General features: G+C 73.2%; 15 protein-coding genes. 5 read left to right on the forward strand and 10 right to left on the reverse strand.

Annotation, left to right across the window (positions count from 1 at the left end; all coding sequences use genetic code 11):
• Window positions 1-4: 4 nt before the first annotated feature.
• From ACSIH6_RS22275 to ACSIH6_RS22305, 7 genes are all read right to left on the reverse strand, one after another.
• Window positions 5-1,147: a copper transporter gene (locus tag ACSIH6_RS22275; RefSeq protein WP_435110251.1), complete on the reverse strand. Its 1,143-nt coding sequence runs from the start codon at window positions 1,145-1,147 to the stop codon at window positions 5-7.
• The gene (gene steA, locus ACSIH6_RS22280; protein WP_435110265.1) at window positions 1,144-2,316 is read right to left on the reverse strand and encodes a putative cytokinetic ring protein SteA; all 1,173 of its coding nucleotides are present in this window, start codon (window positions 2,314-2,316) and stop codon (window positions 1,144-1,146) included. Before steA ends, ACSIH6_RS22275 begins: the two co-directional genes overlap by 4 nt.
• A 211-nt stretch (window positions 2,317-2,527) precedes the next feature.
• Window positions 2,528-4,237: a DNA repair protein RecN gene (gene recN, locus ACSIH6_RS22285; protein WP_435110252.1), complete on the reverse strand. Its 1,710-nt coding sequence runs from the start codon at window positions 4,235-4,237 to the stop codon at window positions 2,528-2,530.
• An 85-nt stretch (window positions 4,238-4,322) separates the two neighbouring features.
• On the reverse strand, window positions 4,323-5,249 hold the full coding sequence (locus ACSIH6_RS22290; RefSeq protein ID WP_435110253.1) for an NAD kinase: 927 nt from the start codon (window positions 5,247-5,249) through the stop codon (window positions 4,323-4,325).
• Window positions 5,250-5,361: 112 nt separating this feature from the next.
• Entirely contained in the window at window positions 5,362-6,162 is an 801-nt protein-coding gene (locus ACSIH6_RS22295; protein ID WP_435110254.1) for a TlyA family RNA methyltransferase, read from the reverse strand.
• 2 nt (window positions 6,163-6,164) lie between these two features.
• A complete protein-coding gene (locus ACSIH6_RS22300; RefSeq protein WP_435110255.1) occupies window positions 6,165-6,362 on the reverse strand; it encodes a hypothetical protein in 198 nt (65 codons plus the stop codon).
• Window positions 6,363-6,392: 30 nt separating this feature from the next.
• Window positions 6,393-7,163, reverse strand: coding sequence for a coiled-coil domain-containing protein (locus tag ACSIH6_RS22305; RefSeq protein WP_435110256.1), 771 nt, complete (start codon window positions 7,161-7,163; stop codon window positions 6,393-6,395).
• Between the two features lie 194 nt (window positions 7,164-7,357).
• Between ACSIH6_RS22305 and ACSIH6_RS22310 the strand changes: the two genes are divergently transcribed.
• Window positions 7,358-7,723: an SCP2 sterol-binding domain-containing protein gene (locus ACSIH6_RS22310; protein ID WP_435110257.1), complete on the forward strand. Its 366-nt coding sequence runs from the start codon at window positions 7,358-7,360 to the stop codon at window positions 7,721-7,723.
• A gap of 67 nt (window positions 7,724-7,790) precedes the next feature.
• Here the strand turns inward: ACSIH6_RS22310 and ACSIH6_RS22315 are convergent, their stop codons facing one another.
• Window positions 7,791-8,879 carry an RNA-guided endonuclease InsQ/TnpB family protein gene (locus tag ACSIH6_RS22315; RefSeq protein WP_435110258.1) on the reverse strand — a complete coding sequence of 363 codons (1,089 nt, stop codon included), beginning with the start codon at window positions 8,877-8,879 and terminating at the stop codon, window positions 7,791-7,793.
• A 268-nt stretch (window positions 8,880-9,147) separates the two neighbouring features.
• Between ACSIH6_RS22315 and ACSIH6_RS22320 the strand changes: the two genes are divergently transcribed.
• On the forward strand, window positions 9,148-10,425 hold the full coding sequence (locus ACSIH6_RS22320; RefSeq protein WP_435110259.1) for a DUF1015 family protein: 1,278 nt from the start codon (window positions 9,148-9,150) through the stop codon (window positions 10,423-10,425).
• Here the strand turns inward: ACSIH6_RS22320 and ACSIH6_RS22325 are convergent.
• Window positions 10,406-11,920, reverse strand: coding sequence for a serine hydrolase domain-containing protein (locus ACSIH6_RS22325; protein WP_435110260.1), 1,515 nt, complete (start codon window positions 11,918-11,920; stop codon window positions 10,406-10,408). The two genes, ACSIH6_RS22320 and ACSIH6_RS22325, sit on opposite strands and share 20 nt — an antisense overlap.
• A gap of 196 nt (window positions 11,921-12,116) precedes the next feature.
• On the opposite strand from ACSIH6_RS22325, the gene ACSIH6_RS22330 reads away from it, so the two are divergent.
• Both ACSIH6_RS22330 and ACSIH6_RS22335 read left to right on the forward strand, forming a co-directional pair.
• Window positions 12,117-12,923 (forward strand): AAC(3) family N-acetyltransferase, encoded by an 807-nt coding sequence (locus ACSIH6_RS22330; protein WP_435110261.1) that lies wholly within the window; start codon window positions 12,117-12,119, stop codon window positions 12,921-12,923.
• Window positions 12,924-13,075: 152 nt separating this feature from the next.
• Window positions 13,076-14,083, forward strand: a complete 1,008-nt coding sequence (locus ACSIH6_RS22335; RefSeq protein ID WP_435110262.1) for an HAD-IIA family hydrolase — start codon at window positions 13,076-13,078, stop codon at window positions 14,081-14,083.
• A 17-nt stretch (window positions 14,084-14,100) separates the two neighbouring features.
• Here the strand turns inward: ACSIH6_RS22335 and ACSIH6_RS22340 are convergent, their stop codons facing one another.
• Complete coding sequence (locus tag ACSIH6_RS22340; protein WP_435110263.1) at window positions 14,101-14,529, reverse strand: single-stranded DNA-binding protein; 429 nt, start codon at window positions 14,527-14,529, stop codon at window positions 14,101-14,103.
• A gap of 325 nt (window positions 14,530-14,854) precedes the next feature.
• On the opposite strand from ACSIH6_RS22340, the gene ACSIH6_RS22345 reads away from it, so the two are divergent.
• Window positions 14,855-15,854: MBL fold metallo-hydrolase (locus tag ACSIH6_RS22345; RefSeq protein WP_435110266.1), on the forward strand; the 1,000-nt coding region annotated here is incomplete at its 3' end.

Below are 15,854 nucleotides of genomic sequence, written 5' to 3' on the forward strand. Positions count from 1 at the left end.
GGTGTCACTCCCCGTCCCGCGCCGTGCGGCGGGCCTCGCCGGTACCGCCGCCTTCCCCGCCGCTCGCGCCACCGCTCTCGGTGGGCTCCGGCGAGGGGCCCGAGGACTCCTCGGAGGTCTCGCGCGGCTCGGGCAGCGGGTCGGGGAGGAAGCCCCCCACCCCCTCGCCGATGCCGTACGCTCCCCCGGCCTCCTCCAGGTTCTCCGCCAGGGCCAGGACCGTGATGACCTCGCCCATCGGGCGGCTGGCCACGTCCACGGTGGCGAAGGCCGCCTCCGCGGCGCGCGCCTGCGCGAGCATCCCCTCGCCCCGGGCGGAGGGCCCGTCACCGGCCACCACGGTGGCGCCGACCTCCTGGTGCAGGGCCGTGGTGATCGTGTTCAGCACCGCGTTGGCCGTCTGCGGATCCTGGCCCTCGGGCGAGGAACCGCCCGCGGGCGCGAGGACGACCACGGCGTCGGAGGACTCGGCGGGGTCCCCCTCGACCGTGATCAGCCCTCCCTCGGTGAAGGCCTCCAGGACGGCCGACGGGTCGTAGCCTCCGTCGCCGCCCTCCTCCGCCTGCGCGGACGGGTCGTCGGACGGGGACGCCTCCTCCCCGTCACCGGGGCCCCCGTCACCGGAGCTCCCGTCCTCGGAGGACTCCTCCTCCGAGGCGGCCAGGGCACGGCCGATCTCGGCGCCCGCCTTCTCGTGGGGGCTGCCGGACAGGTCCTGGGGGTCCCGGGTGATCTGTAGGGCCAACTCGTCCACGAACGTGGCGTTGCCGGCGTCCAGGAACGCGTCGGTGACCTGGACCCGGCCGACGACCTCGCCGCCCGCCTGCTCCACACGCCCGGCCAGGGCGTCGGCCGTCTCGGTGTCGGCTCCGGGCGCGGTCACGACCACCACGCCCAGGTCGGTGAGCAGACCGGCGAGCGTGTCGTCGGACACGGCCTCGGCCATCCGGTCGGCCCCGGCGTTGACCTGGTCGGCGGCGTCGCGCTCGGCGCGCAGGTCCTCGCTCTGGCTGCGCAGGTCGGCGGTCTCGGACTGGAGCGTGTTGAGCAGCGGGTCCTGGAGCATGGTGGTCCCCAGGACGAGCCCCACCGTGAGCGCGAGGAACACCGCGACGATGGACACCAGGTGGTAGCGGAAATCGATCACGTCAACAGCCCTGTCAACCAGTAGGAGAACGCGTCCCAGCGCGCCGCGAGAAAGGTGAGGTAGACCTGGCCCGCCGGTGAGCTGTAGGCGGCGACCACGATGGTGAGCAGACAGGCCGCGACCAGCCCGAGCAGGGCCCAGGGGGAGATGCGCGAGCGGTACAGGCGGCTGACGCCCTTGGCGTCGACGAGCTTGCCGCCCACCCGCAACCGGGTCAGGAAGGTGCTGGCCATCCCCGCCCGGCCCTTGTCGAGGAACTCCTCCAGGGTGGCGTGGGTGCCCACCGCCACGATGAGCGCGGCGCCCGCGCCGTCGGCGAGCATCATCGCCACGTCCTCGCTGGTGCCCGTGGCGGGGAAGACCACCGCGCCGTGCCCCAGGTCGGTGAGCCGGGGCAGGCCCGGAGCCCTGCCGTCCCGGTAGGCGTGCACGACCAGCTCGGCCCCGCTGGCCAGCGCCCGGTCCGAGACCGAGTCGAAGTCGCCGACGATGATGTCGGGCCGGTACCCGGCCTCCATGACCGCGTCCGCCCCGCCGTCCACGGCGATGATGACCGGGCGGAACTCGCGGATGTAGGGCCGCAGCGCCGCGATGTCCTCCCGGTAGTGGTAGCCGCGGACCACGATGAGGACGTGGCGGCCCTCGATGTCGGTCTCGATGGTGGGGATGCCGATACCGTCCAGGAGCAGGTCGCGCTCGTGCTGGAGGTAGGCCATGGTGTTGGCCGCGAAGGCCTCCAGCTGTGTGGCCAGCCCCGCGCGGGCCTCCTCCATCGCCGCGCTGACGGTCCCCGAGTCCTGGAGGGTGCCGCGCGCGACGACCTCGTCGCCGCGGTACAGGGTGGCGCCCTCCAGGCGGAGCCGCTCACCGTCGCGGACGCGGGTGAACACCTCGGGATCGACGTCGTCGACCAGGGGGATTCCCGCCTCCACGATCATCTCCGGCCCCTGGTTGGGGTAGCGGCCGCTGATGCTCGTGGCGACGTTGAGGACCGCCGACACACCGCAGCCCACCAGGGCCTCGGCACTGACGCGGTCCAGGTCGACGTGGTCGACGACCGCGATGTCGCCCGGTCGCAGACGTTTGGTCAGGTTCTTGGTGCGCCGGTCCGAGCGGACGGGCGCGATCAGCCCTGTGGGAGCGTCCGCCCGGGTGCGGCGGAACCGCATGACTGTGGCGCTGAGCGCATCCGATACCTTCATCGCTGGCATACTGTCAGAACTCACCTACGGAGAGTCATCACAGCTGTGAGATCGGCGTGTTCTGGTCGAGACCGCCGACCTCATCCGGTTCCGGGACGACAACGGCGATCTGCTCGCCCACTACCCCGAAACACCAGCAGGTCACACATCCATTCCGAACGTGTACACAACGCCCAGGTCAGGCGGCCGGATAGGCGCGCTCCGGGTCGGCGTTGGTGAGCAGCTCCTCGGCGTGGGCACGTCCCAGCTCGGAGTCCTCCAGTCCCGCGAGCATCCGCGACAGCTCCCGGACCCGGCCCCCGCGGTCCAGCCGCACCACACCGCTCTCGGTGACCAGGCCCTCGGTGGACTTCTCCACCACCAGATGGGCGTCGGCGAACGCCGCGACCTGCGGCAGATGCGTGACGACGATGACCTGGGCGCGCCGGGCCAGCCGGGCCAGGCGACGGCCGATCTCCACCGCGGCCTTACCACCCACACCCGCGTCCACCTCGTCGAAGACGAACGTGGGCACCGGGTCGGCACCGGCGAAGACCACCTCGATGGCCAGCATCACGCGCGAGAGCTCACCGCCCGAGGCGCCCTTGTGCAGGGCCAGGGGCGGAGAGCTGGGATGCGGGGCCAGCAGGACCTCGACCTCGTCGCGGCCGTGCTGACCGAACTCCTCGCCCGTGGTGATGCGCACGCTCACGCGGGCGTGCGGCATGGCCAGCGCGGTCAGCTCATCGGTCACGGCCGCACCGAACCGGTCGGCGGCCTCAGCGCGCACGCGGGTCAGCTCGGCGGCGGAGAGGTCCATACGCTCGTACAGCTCGTCGGCCTCGGCGCGCAGCGCGTCGATGCGCTCGTCGTCGCCCTCCAGGTCGGACAGCCGCTTGGCCGCGTTCTCGGCCCAGGCCAGCACCTCGTCCGTGGTCGCGCCGTACTTGCGCGAGAGCGAGGTGAGCAGCGCGCGGCGCTCCTGCACCAGGGCCAGACGGGCGGGGTCGGCGTCCACCGACTCGGCGTAGGAGGCCAACTCGGTGGCGGCGTCGGTGAGGATGTAGGAGGCCTCGTCCAGACGCTCGCCGATCGCGGCCAGTTCGGCGTCGTGCTCACGCACCGCCGTCACGGCCTGCCGGGCCGCCGAGAGCAGCGCGGCCACGTCCACCTCCACGTCGGAGGCCGGGTCCCCGGCCAGCGCCTCGTGGGCGGTGGTGGCCGCCACGCGCAGGCTGTCGGCGTGCGCCAGCCGCGTCTCCTCCGCGAGCAGCTCGGCGTCCTCACCGGGCCGGGGCTCGGCGGCGGCGATCTCCTCCGCGCCGAAGCGGAGCATGTCGGCCTCCTGGACGCGCTCGCGCGCCTGCTCCACCAGCTCCTCCAGCTCCGCCGACACCTCCCGGTGGCGCCGGTAGGCCACGGTGTACTGCTTGAGCGCCTTGGCCAGCGGCTCGCCCGCGAAGCGGTCCAGGGAGGAGCGCTGACGGTCCGAGCGCAGCAGGCGCTGCTGGTCGGACTGGCCGTGCACGGCGACCAGGTCGTCGGCGAGGTAGGCGAGCAGGCTCACCGGGGCGGACCGGCCGCCCATGGTGGCGCGCGAGCGGCCCTCGGCCGACACCGCGCGGGTGAGGATGAGGACGTCGTCGTCGATGTCGCCCCCCGCCTCCAGAACCCGGGCGGCCACCCGGCCACCCGAGGGAACGGTCAGGCGCCCCTCCACCACGGCCCGGTCGGCACCCGGGCGTACGCGCTGGGGGTCGGCCCGCCCACCGAAGAGCAGTCCGAGCCCGGTGACGACCATGGTCTTTCCCGCGCCGGTCTCGCCGGTGACGACGGTCAGCCCCGGTGACAACTCCAAAACGGCGTCGTCAATGACTCCGAGTCCCTGGATACGGACTTCTTCGAGCACCGATCCCTCTCCTGATAGTTGACGCCACTGCCCACGCGCGCGTACCACGCACGCGTGCACGACGCAGCCGGGCCGCGCGGCCCGGTCAGCGGCCGTGCTCGCCCCGGCCCCGCCACCCGGCGACCGACAATCCGAACTTGGCCACCAGCCGGTCGGTGAACGGCGCCCGGTGCAGCCGGGCCAGCCGAACCGGCGTGTCGGCACGGGTGATCTCGATTCGTGCCCCTGCGGGCAATTCGACCATACGCCGTCCGTCGCACCAGAGCACGCCCGGCGTCGTGGCCGGGACCACCTCCAGGGCCACGGTCGCGTTCGGCCCCACCACCAGGGGCCGCGCGAACAGGGCGTGCGCGCTGAGCGGCACGACCAGCAGGGCGTCCACGTCCGGCCACACCACCGGGCCGCCCGCGGAGAAGGCGTGCGCGGTGGACCCCGTGGGGGTGGCGCACACCACACCGTCGCAGGCCCAGCGCGAGAGCGGACGGTCGTCGATCTCCAGGACGGCCTCCAGGATGCGGCGCGCCTCGCCCTTCTCCAGGGTCGCGTCGTTGAGCGCCCAGTTGCGCACGGGCGGGCTCCCGTCCCCCCTGCCCCCGTTGAAGACCGCCACGTCCAGGGTCATGCGCTCCTCGACGTCGTAGTCGCGGTTGACGACACTGCGCACGGTCGCGCCCAGGTCCTCGCGCTCGGCCTCGGCCAGGAACCCGACGTGGCCCAGGTTCACCCCCAGCAGGGGCGCCCCGGCCGGGCGCGCGATCTCCGCGGCGCGCAGCAGGGTGCCGTCGCCGCCGAGCACCATGACCAGCTCGACGCCCTGGGCCGCCTCACCCGGCTCGACGACCTCGACCGGGGAGAGCACGCAGTCCTCCACGGCCAGTTCCTCAAGCTCGTTCTTGAGCATGCGCACGGTCAGCCCGGCCCGGCTCAGGCTCTCGTGGACCAGTTGGGCGCTGCGTACCGCGGCGGGCCGACCGGTGTGGGCCAGCAGGAGAACACTGCGTCCGCTGGTCATCGCCGTCCCCTTACGTTCACTCCCCGGCGGGGAGTCTGAAGTGCTGGCCGGGGCGTTCGCCGACCCGGCCGGGTCACGTTACCGGACTCCTGAGACACGCTCGCCACGGTCGCTAACGCGGCCCCTCCTCCACGGCCCGGGCCAACGCGTCCGGGTCCAGGGGCGCGGCCCCCGCGCGCATCCACAGGAAGTACTCGACGTTGCCGGAGGGGCCCGGCAGGGGGCTGGCGGTGACGCCGACGGTGCCCAGCCCCAGGGTGAGGGCGTGCGCGGCGACGTCGGAGACGGCCTCGGCGCGCAGCTCGGGCTCGCGGACCACTCCCCCGGCGCCGACCTTGTTCTTGCCGACCTCGAACTGGGGCTTGACCATGAGCACGAAGTCGGCGTCGGGAACCACGCAGTCCCGGAGCGCCGCCAGGACCAGGCGCAGCGAGATGAACGACAGGTCGCCCACGACCAGGTCGGGGCGGGGCTCACCGATCTGCTCGGGAGTGAGCTCGCGGACGTTGACCCGCTCCATCACGCGCACACGGTCGTTGCTGCGCAGCGACCAGGCGAGCTGGCCGTAGCCGACGTCCACGGCGGTGACGTGGGCCGCCCCGCGGCGCAGCAGCACGTCGGTGAACCCGCCGGTGGAGGCGCCCGCGTCCAGGGCCCGCCGGTCGGTGACGTCGAACGCGAAGGCGTCGAGGGCGCCGATGAGCTTGTGTGCGCCGCGGGAGACGTAGGGGGGCTCGTCGGAGGGCGGGCGGACCACGATGGGCTGGTCCTGGCCGACCTGGGTCGCGGCCTTGGAGGCCACGATCCCCGCGACCTTGACGAATCCGCCCTCGATGATCTCGGCTGCGTGTCCACGGGAGCGTGCGTGCCCGCGGCGGACCAGTTCCGCGTCGAGCCGGGTGCGTTTTGCCATGGTTACCGAGGATACCGGGGCTGTTCGGGGACGCTGGCGCCCTGGTCCAGCGCGCCAAGCACCCCGGACAGCTCCTGGTGCAGGGTATCGAAGACCGCGACGTGCTCGGCGGTGGGCAGGGTCTCCAGTAACTCCAGCCGCTCCCTGGTACTGCGCAGGGTCTGCTCGGCCAGTGCCTGGGCCTGCTCGTTGGGGTCCATGCCTCTCCCGGTGTTCGCGCTGGTCCGACTCTACTTCTTCGTGGTGCCCCTGCTCTTGGTGGTGCGCTTGGCGGCGGTGCGCGCGCGGGCCGTCTTGGCCGCGGTACGGGGCTTCCTGGCCGCGGGCTCGCCGGTGTCCCGGACGCCGGTCCCGGCGTCGGCCGCGGAACCGGTCCCGTCCTCAGAGGCGGGGGCGTCCGCGCCGTCGGCGACCGCGTCCCGCGTGTCCCGGACCTCGGTGTCCTTCTCGGCCTCCTCGGCCTCGGTCCCCTCGTCCTCGGCTCTGCCGGACCCGGCCTTCCCCGCCTTGGAGCCGTCCTCCGCGGACCCGGCCGCGGAAGCGCCCTCGGATGCGGCGGACACGTCGGCTTCGGGGCCTTCGGCCGCCGCGGCGGCCGCGGAGCGCACCGGAGAGGACGCGCCCGCGTCGACGGGGGCCAGGGCGTACTCGACCGCGTGGCGGGCGGCCAGGCGGCGTTCGAGCTCGGCGACCCGGCGCACCAGCCGCTCATGGTCGGCGCGCGCAACGACGTCCATCCGCTCCAGCTGGCGCCCGACCTCGGAGCGGACCAGGTCGGCGATGGCCGCACGGTTGGCCTGGCTGGTCTCGATGAGCTCCCCGGCCAGGTTCTGGATGCTCTGCCCCACCCGCGGCGGCAGGCTCTCCCCCTCCGCCGCGACCGGAGCGGCGGGGCCGTTGGCCCTGAGCAGGGCCTTGGCGGCGGCGACGGCCTGCTTGCGCGAGAGTTCGGTGAGGCCACTGGCGGCATCGAGGTAGGTGCGTACCGCGTCGACGACCATGATGACAAGTACTCCTTGATGGGACCGCGGAAGAGGAAGGGGGCGCGGGCAGGGGAAGCCGCTGCGCGACGGGGGGCCGTGGCCAACGCTACCGGGACGGAACCGCCGTTGACACGCGAACTCCCAAGGCCGCCCCATTCGTCCCGATGGCACCAAAGGACGCGAACACCCGGACCCTGGGGCATGATGTGGCCATGAGCAGCATCGACACGTGCCTCGCCGGCATCGAGAAGGTGAACCAGCGCATCCTCGCCCAATCCGACGAGAAGCGCCGCAAGTACATCCGTGAGCGCTCCCTCAGCGTGGAGGTCCCCGACCTGGAGACCGTCTTCGACATGCGACTCACCCTCGACGGCCTGGTCGACATCACCCACCGCCCCGCGGACCGGTCCGCACCCCGGGCACAGGTACGGATCACCGTGGGCAGCGACGACCTGGTGGCCCTGGCCGAGGACCGCCTGGACGCGGCCAAGGCCGTGTTCGGCCGCCGGGTGAAGGTCGACGCCAGCGTCGGCGACCTGCTGCGCGTGCGGAAGCTCCTGTCAGCTTCTCGGTCCTGAGGGACCGAGCGTGCGGTTGGACCACCCCGCTGGGTGCGAGGGAGCCCACCGCGTCTGACCCGACAACCTAGGGGGTGTCGGGTGGGACGTGTGACTTCCGCCCCGCGTCCCACGCCTCCTGGCCCCTGCGGGCCAGGACACGGGAAGCATTGCGGTCCGCGTGCGCAACGACGCCGCAGCCCCGACAGACGAACAAGGCCTGTGAGACCCGGTTGGCCCTGTGGGTGTAGGAACACGCGGCGCACTGGCGTGAGGAGTGCGCCGGGTCCACAAGCACCACCGGCACCCCCGCGCGGCGGGCCTTGTAGGCGATGAAGGCGCCCAGCTGGTGGAAGGACCAGGAGTGCAGCGTGACCCGTTGGGGCCTGCGTTGCCGTACCCGGGTGCGAATCTCCGTCAGGTCTTCGAGGGAGATGCCGCGCCCGGTGCGTTCGGCCTCGGCCACGATGCGTTTCGAAATCCGGTGGTTGACATCCTTGGAGTGCCCGGCCTCACGGCGGCGGCGCTTCCTGAGCAGACGCCTGGCGGAGCGGGTGCCCTTGGACTGGAGTTTGGCCCGCAACCGCTGTTGGCACCTGCGATACCGGTTGAGTTTGCGTCCGGCCATCACCTGACCATCGCTGGTGGTGGCGATGTTGACGATGCCCAGGTCCACTCCGAGGAAGGAGTCGGGGTTGATTTCGGGGGCATCGGGCACCTCGACGGACACCGCGAGAAACCAGACCCCATCCCGGCAGAGCAGGTCAGTCTCGCCGCGCCTGTGCTCGGCCAGCATCTTGATCTGGTCGGGGGAGCCGGTGAAGGGCACGTCCTTCAACCGGCCGTGGAAGGTCCACAGCGAGATCGTGCGGACGTCCAGGGCGAAGGACAGGTTGCGCGCGTCGTAGGGGTGCGCCGACTCCGGACGGAAAGCGATCGGTGTGGTCTCGATCCGCTCCGGGCGAGCCGAACCCCGGGGCCCGTAGTTGCCGTTGTTCAGGTTGGACCGGCGGGTGCGGTAGGCGTCGCACACCTTCTTGATGGCGTGCTGAGCCGCCTGCGAGCCCACCCCGGCCTCACACAACTGCTGGTAGGTGTGCTTGCGCAGCTCGTAGTTGCGCATCACACCCTGCTCGTGGGCCACCCTCGCCACCCAGGTGGCGTGGGTGTTGAGCACGCGCAGGGTCGAGGCAACACCGCCGCCTGCTCGGGCGACGGCGTGAGCCTGAGCCGCACCACGGCCTTCGACACGCCCACCACGGTGCACCCGGCCAGTGACCAAACGTAGTCAAAAGCAGTCGGATGTGATGCCTGTCACTGGTGGATCGGTGTGGTTCGCGCAGCGATTCCTCCCGGGGCCGCAAGCCCCAGGGTTCCTCACCACAACGAAGCTGAATCGACCGCGCGGCGACCGAGCGACGAACGGGGACGGGTACCGTGCTGGGATGCCACGCCAACCTCTCGAACTGGCGCCCTTCCGCGGTCTGCGCTACGCCGACCCGGACGCGGACCGCTTCATCGACGGGGAGTTCGACCTCGCACGACTCCTGGCCCCTCCCTACGACATCCCCGACGCGGACGAGGCACGTGAGCTACAGCGCTCCGACCCGCACAACGCGGCGCGGGTCACCCTGCCCTTCGAACTGAGCCGGCAGAGCCCCGCCGGGACGGGAACGACGGTGCCGCGCCGCTACCGCACGGCCGCCGACCTGCTGCGCAGCTGGATCGACGACGGGGCGCTCGCGCTGGACACGCAACCGGCGCTGTACGTGTACGAGCAGGTCACGGCCGACGGGCGGCGCCAGCGCGGACTGGTGGGCAACCTGCGACTGCCCGAGGAGGGCGCCGAGTCCGCCGTACGCCCGCACGAGGACGTGGCCGACCCGCCGGTGCGCGACCGGTTCCACCTGATGGGCCTGGCCCGGGCCAACCTCGAACCGATCTTCCTAGTCTACCGGGGCGGCGACGGAGACGCGTCGGCCGCGACCGAAGCGGTCGCGGGCGCCCCGCTGACGCACGCGCGCACCCGCGACGGAGCCGAGCACCGGCTGTGGGCGGTCACCGACCCCACCGTGCTGCGACGGATCAGCGCGGACCTGGCGGGCCGGTCCGCGCTGATCGCCGACGGACACCACCGCTACGCCGCCTACCAGCGCCTGCGCGCCGCCCACGACGACCCGGGCTGGCGGTACGGGCTGGCCCTGCTGGTGGACAGCGACACCCACCCGCCCCGGCTGGGCGCCATCCACCGGGTGCTGCCCGGACTGGACGCCGACGCCGCGGTCACGGCCGCCCGGACGGTGGCCTCGGTGGAACGGGTCACAGGCCCCTCCGAACACGCCCTTGACCGGGTGGAGGCGCCCGCCCTGCTGCTGGTCTCCGCCGAGGGCGACGCCCACCTGGTGCACGGCTTCGACGAACAGGAACTGGAGCGGGCCATGCCCGGCCGCTCCCCGCAGTGGCGACGTCTGTCGACGGCCGCCCTGCACGAGGTGCTGCTACCGCTGTGGGAGATGCCGGAGGAGCGGGTGCGAATGGTGCACGACGACGCGGCCGAGGCGATCGCGGCCGCCCGCGACGAGAAGGGCACGGCGGTCATCGTGCCCGCGCTGCGGGTGGAGCAGGTGTACGCGGTGGCCGACCGCGGGGAGCTGACCCCCCGCAAGTCCACCTCGTTCGGCCCCAAACCGCGCACGGGTCTGGTCATGCGCCTCCTGGACTGAGGGAGCGGCTCCGGGCCGACCCCCGCGCCCCGGCCACGCGGAACGCCCGGACCGCGTACACCGCCGCGAAGGCGAGCGCGGCGGCCACCAGCAGGCTCAGGGCGGTGGGGGCCAGGTAGAACGTCTGCCCCCAGGTCATGTCACGGCCCTGGGCCAGCAGCGCCGCCAACCGGTTCGGGAACACGGCCGCGACGATGACGGCCAGCCCCGGCAGCAGGCGCACGGCACTGCGCCACCGGGGACGCACGCGGGCGGCCTCCGCCCAGGCACCGGCGCGCCGCACACCCCGTTGGGCGAGGTAGCCGGTCAGCCCGACCAGGGCGACCAGGACCAGGTCGAGCGCCAACAGCACCGGAGCGGTCGGCGCGGCGGGCTCCCCACCGTCGGCGAGGGCCACCAGCCCGTACAGCAGCGCGGAGGCGTCGGCGCTGCCCAACCCGGTGTTGGCCATCACCGCGATCCCGTACCCGCTCTCGGGCAGCAGCGCCTGGTGGGCGGTGTAGGTGAACTGGATGCCCCCGTGCGAGACCATCCGCGTGCCCGCCGGGCTCTCCCCCGCGTTCCAGCCCAGCGCGGTGTCACCGCCCGCGCCGCCGACCGGGGTGTGGGTGGCGGCGATCCCCTCCTCCGACAGGACGCGGGCACCGTCGGCTCCCCGTCCCCCGTTGTTCTGCGCGATCAGCCAGCGGGCCATGTCGTGCGCCGTGGTGACCATGCCGCCCGCGCCGTTGAAGTAGCTCTGCGGCTCGGGAACCGCGACGGCCGCGCCCAGGACGGCGATGTGCCCCCGGGCCGCCCCCGCCGCGAAGACCTCCTCGGCGGTGTCGACGGTGACGGTGTCGTCCATGCCCAGCGGCGTGAACACGCGCTCGTCCATGTACTCGCCGAAGGTGCGGCCGCTGAGGACCTCCACCAGGCGGGCCGCGACGTGGTAGTTGGGGTTGTGGTAGCGCGACTCCGTGCCCGGATCGGCGGCCATCCCGGAGTCGGCCATCCGGGCGAGCGCCCCCTCCAGGTCGTCGGCCGCGGGAGCGCTCTTCTCCCGGAAGGCGGTGTCGGACATCCCTGAGGTGTGGGTGAGCAGTTGGCGGACGGTGACGCGGTCGGCGCGCGGGTCGTCGAGGGTGAACCCCGGCAGGTGTCGTGCCACCCGGTCGTCGAGTGCGAGTTCGCCCTCCTCCACGAGCTGCATGACGGCGAGCGCGGTGAAGGCCTTGCTGACCGAGGCCACACCCATGGGGGTGTCGGCGGTGAGCGCCCCGCCCCCGGAGTCGGTGCCGTAGCCCGCCGTGTGCACCACCTCGGCGCCCCGGGTCACGGCGACTGCGGCCCCGGGAAGGGGTGAGGCGTCCAGGTAGTCGGACACGTAGGCGTCCACAGCCTCGGGGGTCAGCGCGCCCGGGGCCGTGTCGAGGACCTCGGCCCGGGCGGGGGCGGCGGTGAGCAGCAGGAGGACGGCGGCCAGGCCGGCCGCCGCGGTTCTGGTCAGGGACATGGGGACCATCGTGGCGGGGCGCTGACCCCACAACCACGGTGCCGACCGTACGGACACCCTGGGGTTTTCCTCACCCCGCCCCCCCCTGCGCGCCTCCCCCCGGGCACGACCGCCCGATATCCACTGGCCCGCTACCGGCCACCTGCTGTACCCATGGTGATCTGCTCTGTTCCCTTCCAGCCGAGGAGTCCCCAGCGTGCCCGCCGAAGCGAAGAACCCCGGCCGCCCGCAGACCCGGGCGTCCCTGGCCCGCGACCTGACCGCACTGGGGGTCGCGCCCGCCGACACCCTCCTGGTGCACTCCTCCCTCAGCGCGCTGGGCTGGGTGTGCGGCGGTGAACAGGCGCTCGTGCAGGCCCTCATGGACGCCGTCGGCTCCGGGGGAACGCTCGTCGTGCCCACCCAGACCATGGACAACACCGACCCCGCGGGGTGGCGCGACCCGCCGGTCCCCGAGGACTGGTGGCCGGTCATCCGCGCGCAGGCACCCGGGTTCGACCCGCGCCTGACACCGAGCAGGTACATGGGCCGCGTCCCGGAGATGGTACGCACATGGCCGGGAGCGGTCCGCAGCGCGAACCCGCAGACCTCCTTCGCCGCCCTGGGCCCCCGCGCCCGCGACCTCATGGGGCACCACCCGGTCGGCTGCCGCCTGGGCGAGGACTCCCCGCTCGCCGCCCTGGAGCGCGTCCGGGCCAGGGTCCTGCTGCTGGGCACGGGATTCGACTCCTGCACCGCCTTCCACCTGGCCGAGTACCGAATCCCCCGCCCCCGCATGGAGCGGTCCGGATGCGCGGTCCTGACCCCGGACGGCGGTCGGGAGTGGGTGGCCTTCACCGACGTGCTCCTGGACGAGGAGGACTTCGCACGGCTGGGCGCCGACTTCGAAAGCACCGGGGCCGTGGTCTCGGGCCCGGTGGGCGAGGCCACCGCGCGGCTGTTCTCCCTTCCGGGGGCGGTGGCCTTCGCGTCCAGCTGGCTGACCGTGAACCGCGACAGGTGACCCCCTCCCCGGCGCGCCCGACACCTGCCGCGGCGGCGCCGGGTCAGCGACGCAGCGCACATCCCGACCCCGGGCGTGCGGTCCCGGACGGCGGGGGCCGCGTCATAGCCTGGGAGGCGACCACCGCCATCGCACGAAACGGGTTCTCCACCATGTCCCTGCTCGCCGCAGACCGTCCCCTGAACGAGATCCACGACGCGATGCTCCTGGACCTGGACGGGGTCGTCTACATCGGCCCGCGGGCCGTACCGGCGGCACCGGAGGCGGTGGGCAAGGCGCGGGCCGCAGGAGCTCGGGTGGCGTTCGTGACCAACAACGCCGGGCGCACCCCGGCGCGGATCGCCGAGCATCTGACCGAACTGGGTGTGGGCGCCGCCCCCGAGGACGTGGTGACCTCCGCCGAGGCGGCCGCCCGCCTGGTCGGCGAACACCACCCCGCGGGGTCGGACGTGCTGGTGGTGGGTGACACCGCGCTGCGCCAGGCGGTGCGCAGGAGGGGACTGCGCCCGGTGTCGGTCGACAGCCCCTCGGTGGTGGCCGTGGTACAGGGCTACTCCCGGCACATGACCCGCGACCTGCTCGACCAGGGCACGGTCGCGGTCCGCCGCGGCGCGTTCTACGTGGCCAGCAACAACGACGCCACCGCGCCCAGCGAGTGGGGTCTGACCCCCGGCAACGGGTCCTTCGTCCGGGTCATCGCCAACGCCACCGGGGTCGAACCGGTCGTCGCGGGGAAGCCGATGCGTCCGCTGCACGAGGAGGGCATCCTGCGCACCGGAGCGCGCAACCCGCTGATCGTGGGCGACCGGCTGGACACCGACATCGAGGGCGCGACCGCGCACGGCGCGGCCGGGATGCTGGTGCTGACGGGGGTGGCCACCCCGATGGACGCCCTCGCCGCACCGGAGCACCAGCGCCCCCGCTACCTGGCGTGGGACCTGTCGGGGATGAACCACACGCATCCGGCCGTCGTCCGCGAGGGCGATCGCACCCGCTGCGCGGGGTGGACGGTGACCGTCACCGGCGGCGCACCGCGCATCGAGGGGACCGGGGACCGGCTGGACGGGCTGCGCGCGCTGTGCGCCGCGGTCTGGGCGGACCGGGCGGCGGACCCGTCCGGCCCGGCCGCACGCGAGGCGCTGTCCCGCCTGGGCTGGTGAGCCCGCGTGGCGGGGCCTCACCGCCGCACCGCCCTGGCCGCAAGGCCGTCGGCCGCCCGGACCAGGGTCGCGGTCCTGGCCTCCACCTCGCACACGCTGCGCATGCCCTCCCTGCCCCGCCAGGTGCGGCGGCGCAGCTCCCCGGTCATCCGGACCACGTCGCCCAGCCGCCAGGCGCGGATCCCCTCGTGCAGGTCGCGGTCGAAGCTGGTGCAGGTGATCGAGTCGGACTGGCGTCCGCGGTAGCGGCTGTCGCGGGGGCGGGCCACACAGACCCGCCACGTCGCCAACCGGTCACCGCTGGGCAGTTCGCGGATGAGGGGGCGGGCGGTGATCCGCCCGGCCACGAGGATCTCGTTGCGGTGCTCGGACTCGTGCGGGCCCTGCCGCGGGGGCGGGATGTCGGGGGCGGTCCGGCTCGGGGTGACCGCGGGCTCCTGCTGCATGTGGACGTCCTCCCATGGGTGAAGAGCGAGGAGATGGGCACGACGCGGGCGGGGAACGGGGCCGAAAGCCGATGGTCCGGCCATCCGCGTGCGGTGGGGGCGTACGCTCCGTTACCAGGATCCCCCGACGGAAGCCCGCGGAAAAGGCCCGGCGCGAAGCTGTGGACAACCAGCCCCGGCGCCGGCCGCGCTCCGTGAAGCCCCTCCGACGAGGACCGGACCGGCCCCCGCCCCGACCAGCCGTGACACCCTTGTCCTAGAGTCGGGTCCTGTCCGGTTCGGCCCCGCCGAACCCCACGACGACCGAGGAACAGGGGTGCTTGCAGTGCACGACGACGTGGACGTGAGCGGTCTGCCCGAGGGGATCACCCCGCTGGGCGACGACATCTTCGCCATCGACACGATGCTCGCCGGATACCCGGGGATCGTGTCGAGCTACCTCATCCGCTCCCAACGGCCCTGCATCGTCGAGGTCGGCACCGCCGGTTCCGCGCGGGTCCTGTACGAGGCCGTCACCCGCCTCGGGCTGGCGCCCGCGGACCTGGCCACCATCGTGGTCACCCACATCCACCTGGACCACGCGGGCGGCACCGGCGACATGGCCGCCCTGTTCCCCAACGCCGAGATCGTCGTGCACGAGCGCGGAGCCCGCCACCTGGCCGACCCGGGCAGGCTGATGCGCAGTGCCGAGATGGTGTGGGGGGACCGGCTGGACAGCCTGTTCGGGCGGATGAACCCCACCGAGGCGGCCCGCATCCGGTCCGTGGCCCAGACCGGGGAGATCGACCTGGGCGGCGGGCGCCGACTGGTGACGCACTACGCCCCCGGCCACGCCAAGCACCACATGGGCCTGGTCGACACCCTCACCGGCGACCTGTACGTCGGCGACGCACTGGGCGTGTACAAGCCGCTCACCGGCGAGGTCAGCCCGGCCACGCCGCCGCCGGACTTCGACATGGAGGCGTGCCTGCGCACGCTGCGGCTGTTCGGGGACATCGACGCCCAGAGGCTGATGTTCTCCCACTTCGGCGCGGTCACCTCGGTTCCCGAGACCCTCGACCGGGCCGAGTCCGAGCTGCGGCTGTGGGTGGAGACGGTACGCGAGTCCCACGGCAGCACCGGCGACCTGGACCACGCGATCGCCATGGTGCGGGACAAGGTCGTCTCCCGCTACGCACCGATGCCACCGGAGGCACCCGCGGAGTCCGCCGCGATCCTGGACACCCTCAGCGGCGCGGAGACCAACGTGTCCGGGATCGTGCACTGGCTGGACAGGCTCGCCCGGGAGCAGGCCGAGGCCCGGACCGCGGAGGAGAAGGAGCGCT

This window comes from Nocardiopsis synnemataformans (genome assembly GCF_965343085.1).
In the GTDB taxonomy this organism is placed as follows: domain Bacteria; phylum Actinomycetota; class Actinomycetes; order Streptosporangiales; family Streptosporangiaceae; genus Nocardiopsis; species Nocardiopsis alborubida.

Coding starts and splice junctions, on each gene's coding strand:
- steA (WP_435110265.1), bottom strand. CDS start 2,316: ATGCGGTTCCGCCGCACCCGGGCGGACGCTCCCACAGGGCTGATCGCG.
- ACSIH6_RS22290 (WP_435110253.1), bottom strand. CDS start 5,249: ATGACCAGCGGACGCAGTGTTCTCCTGCTGGCCCACACCGGTCGGCCC.
- ACSIH6_RS22295 (WP_435110254.1), bottom strand. CDS start 6,162: ATGGCAAAACGCACCCGGCTCGACGCGGAACTGGTCCGCCGCGGGCAC.
- ACSIH6_RS22300 (WP_435110255.1), bottom strand. CDS start 6,362: ATGGACCCCAACGAGCAGGCCCAGGCACTGGCCGAGCAGACCCTGCGC.
- ACSIH6_RS22305 (WP_435110256.1), bottom strand. CDS start 7,163: ATGGTCGTCGACGCGGTACGCACCTACCTCGATGCCGCCAGTGGCCTC.
- ACSIH6_RS22310 (WP_435110257.1), top strand. CDS start 7,358: ATGAGCAGCATCGACACGTGCCTCGCCGGCATCGAGAAGGTGAACCAG.
- ACSIH6_RS22320 (WP_435110259.1), top strand. CDS start 9,148: ATGCCACGCCAACCTCTCGAACTGGCGCCCTTCCGCGGTCTGCGCTAC.
- ACSIH6_RS22325 (WP_435110260.1), bottom strand. CDS start 11,920: ATGTCCCTGACCAGAACCGCGGCGGCCGGCCTGGCCGCCGTCCTCCTG.
- ACSIH6_RS22335 (WP_435110262.1), top strand. CDS start 13,076: ATGTCCCTGCTCGCCGCAGACCGTCCCCTGAACGAGATCCACGACGCG.
- ACSIH6_RS22340 (WP_435110263.1), bottom strand. CDS start 14,529: ATGCAGCAGGAGCCCGCGGTCACCCCGAGCCGGACCGCCCCCGACATC.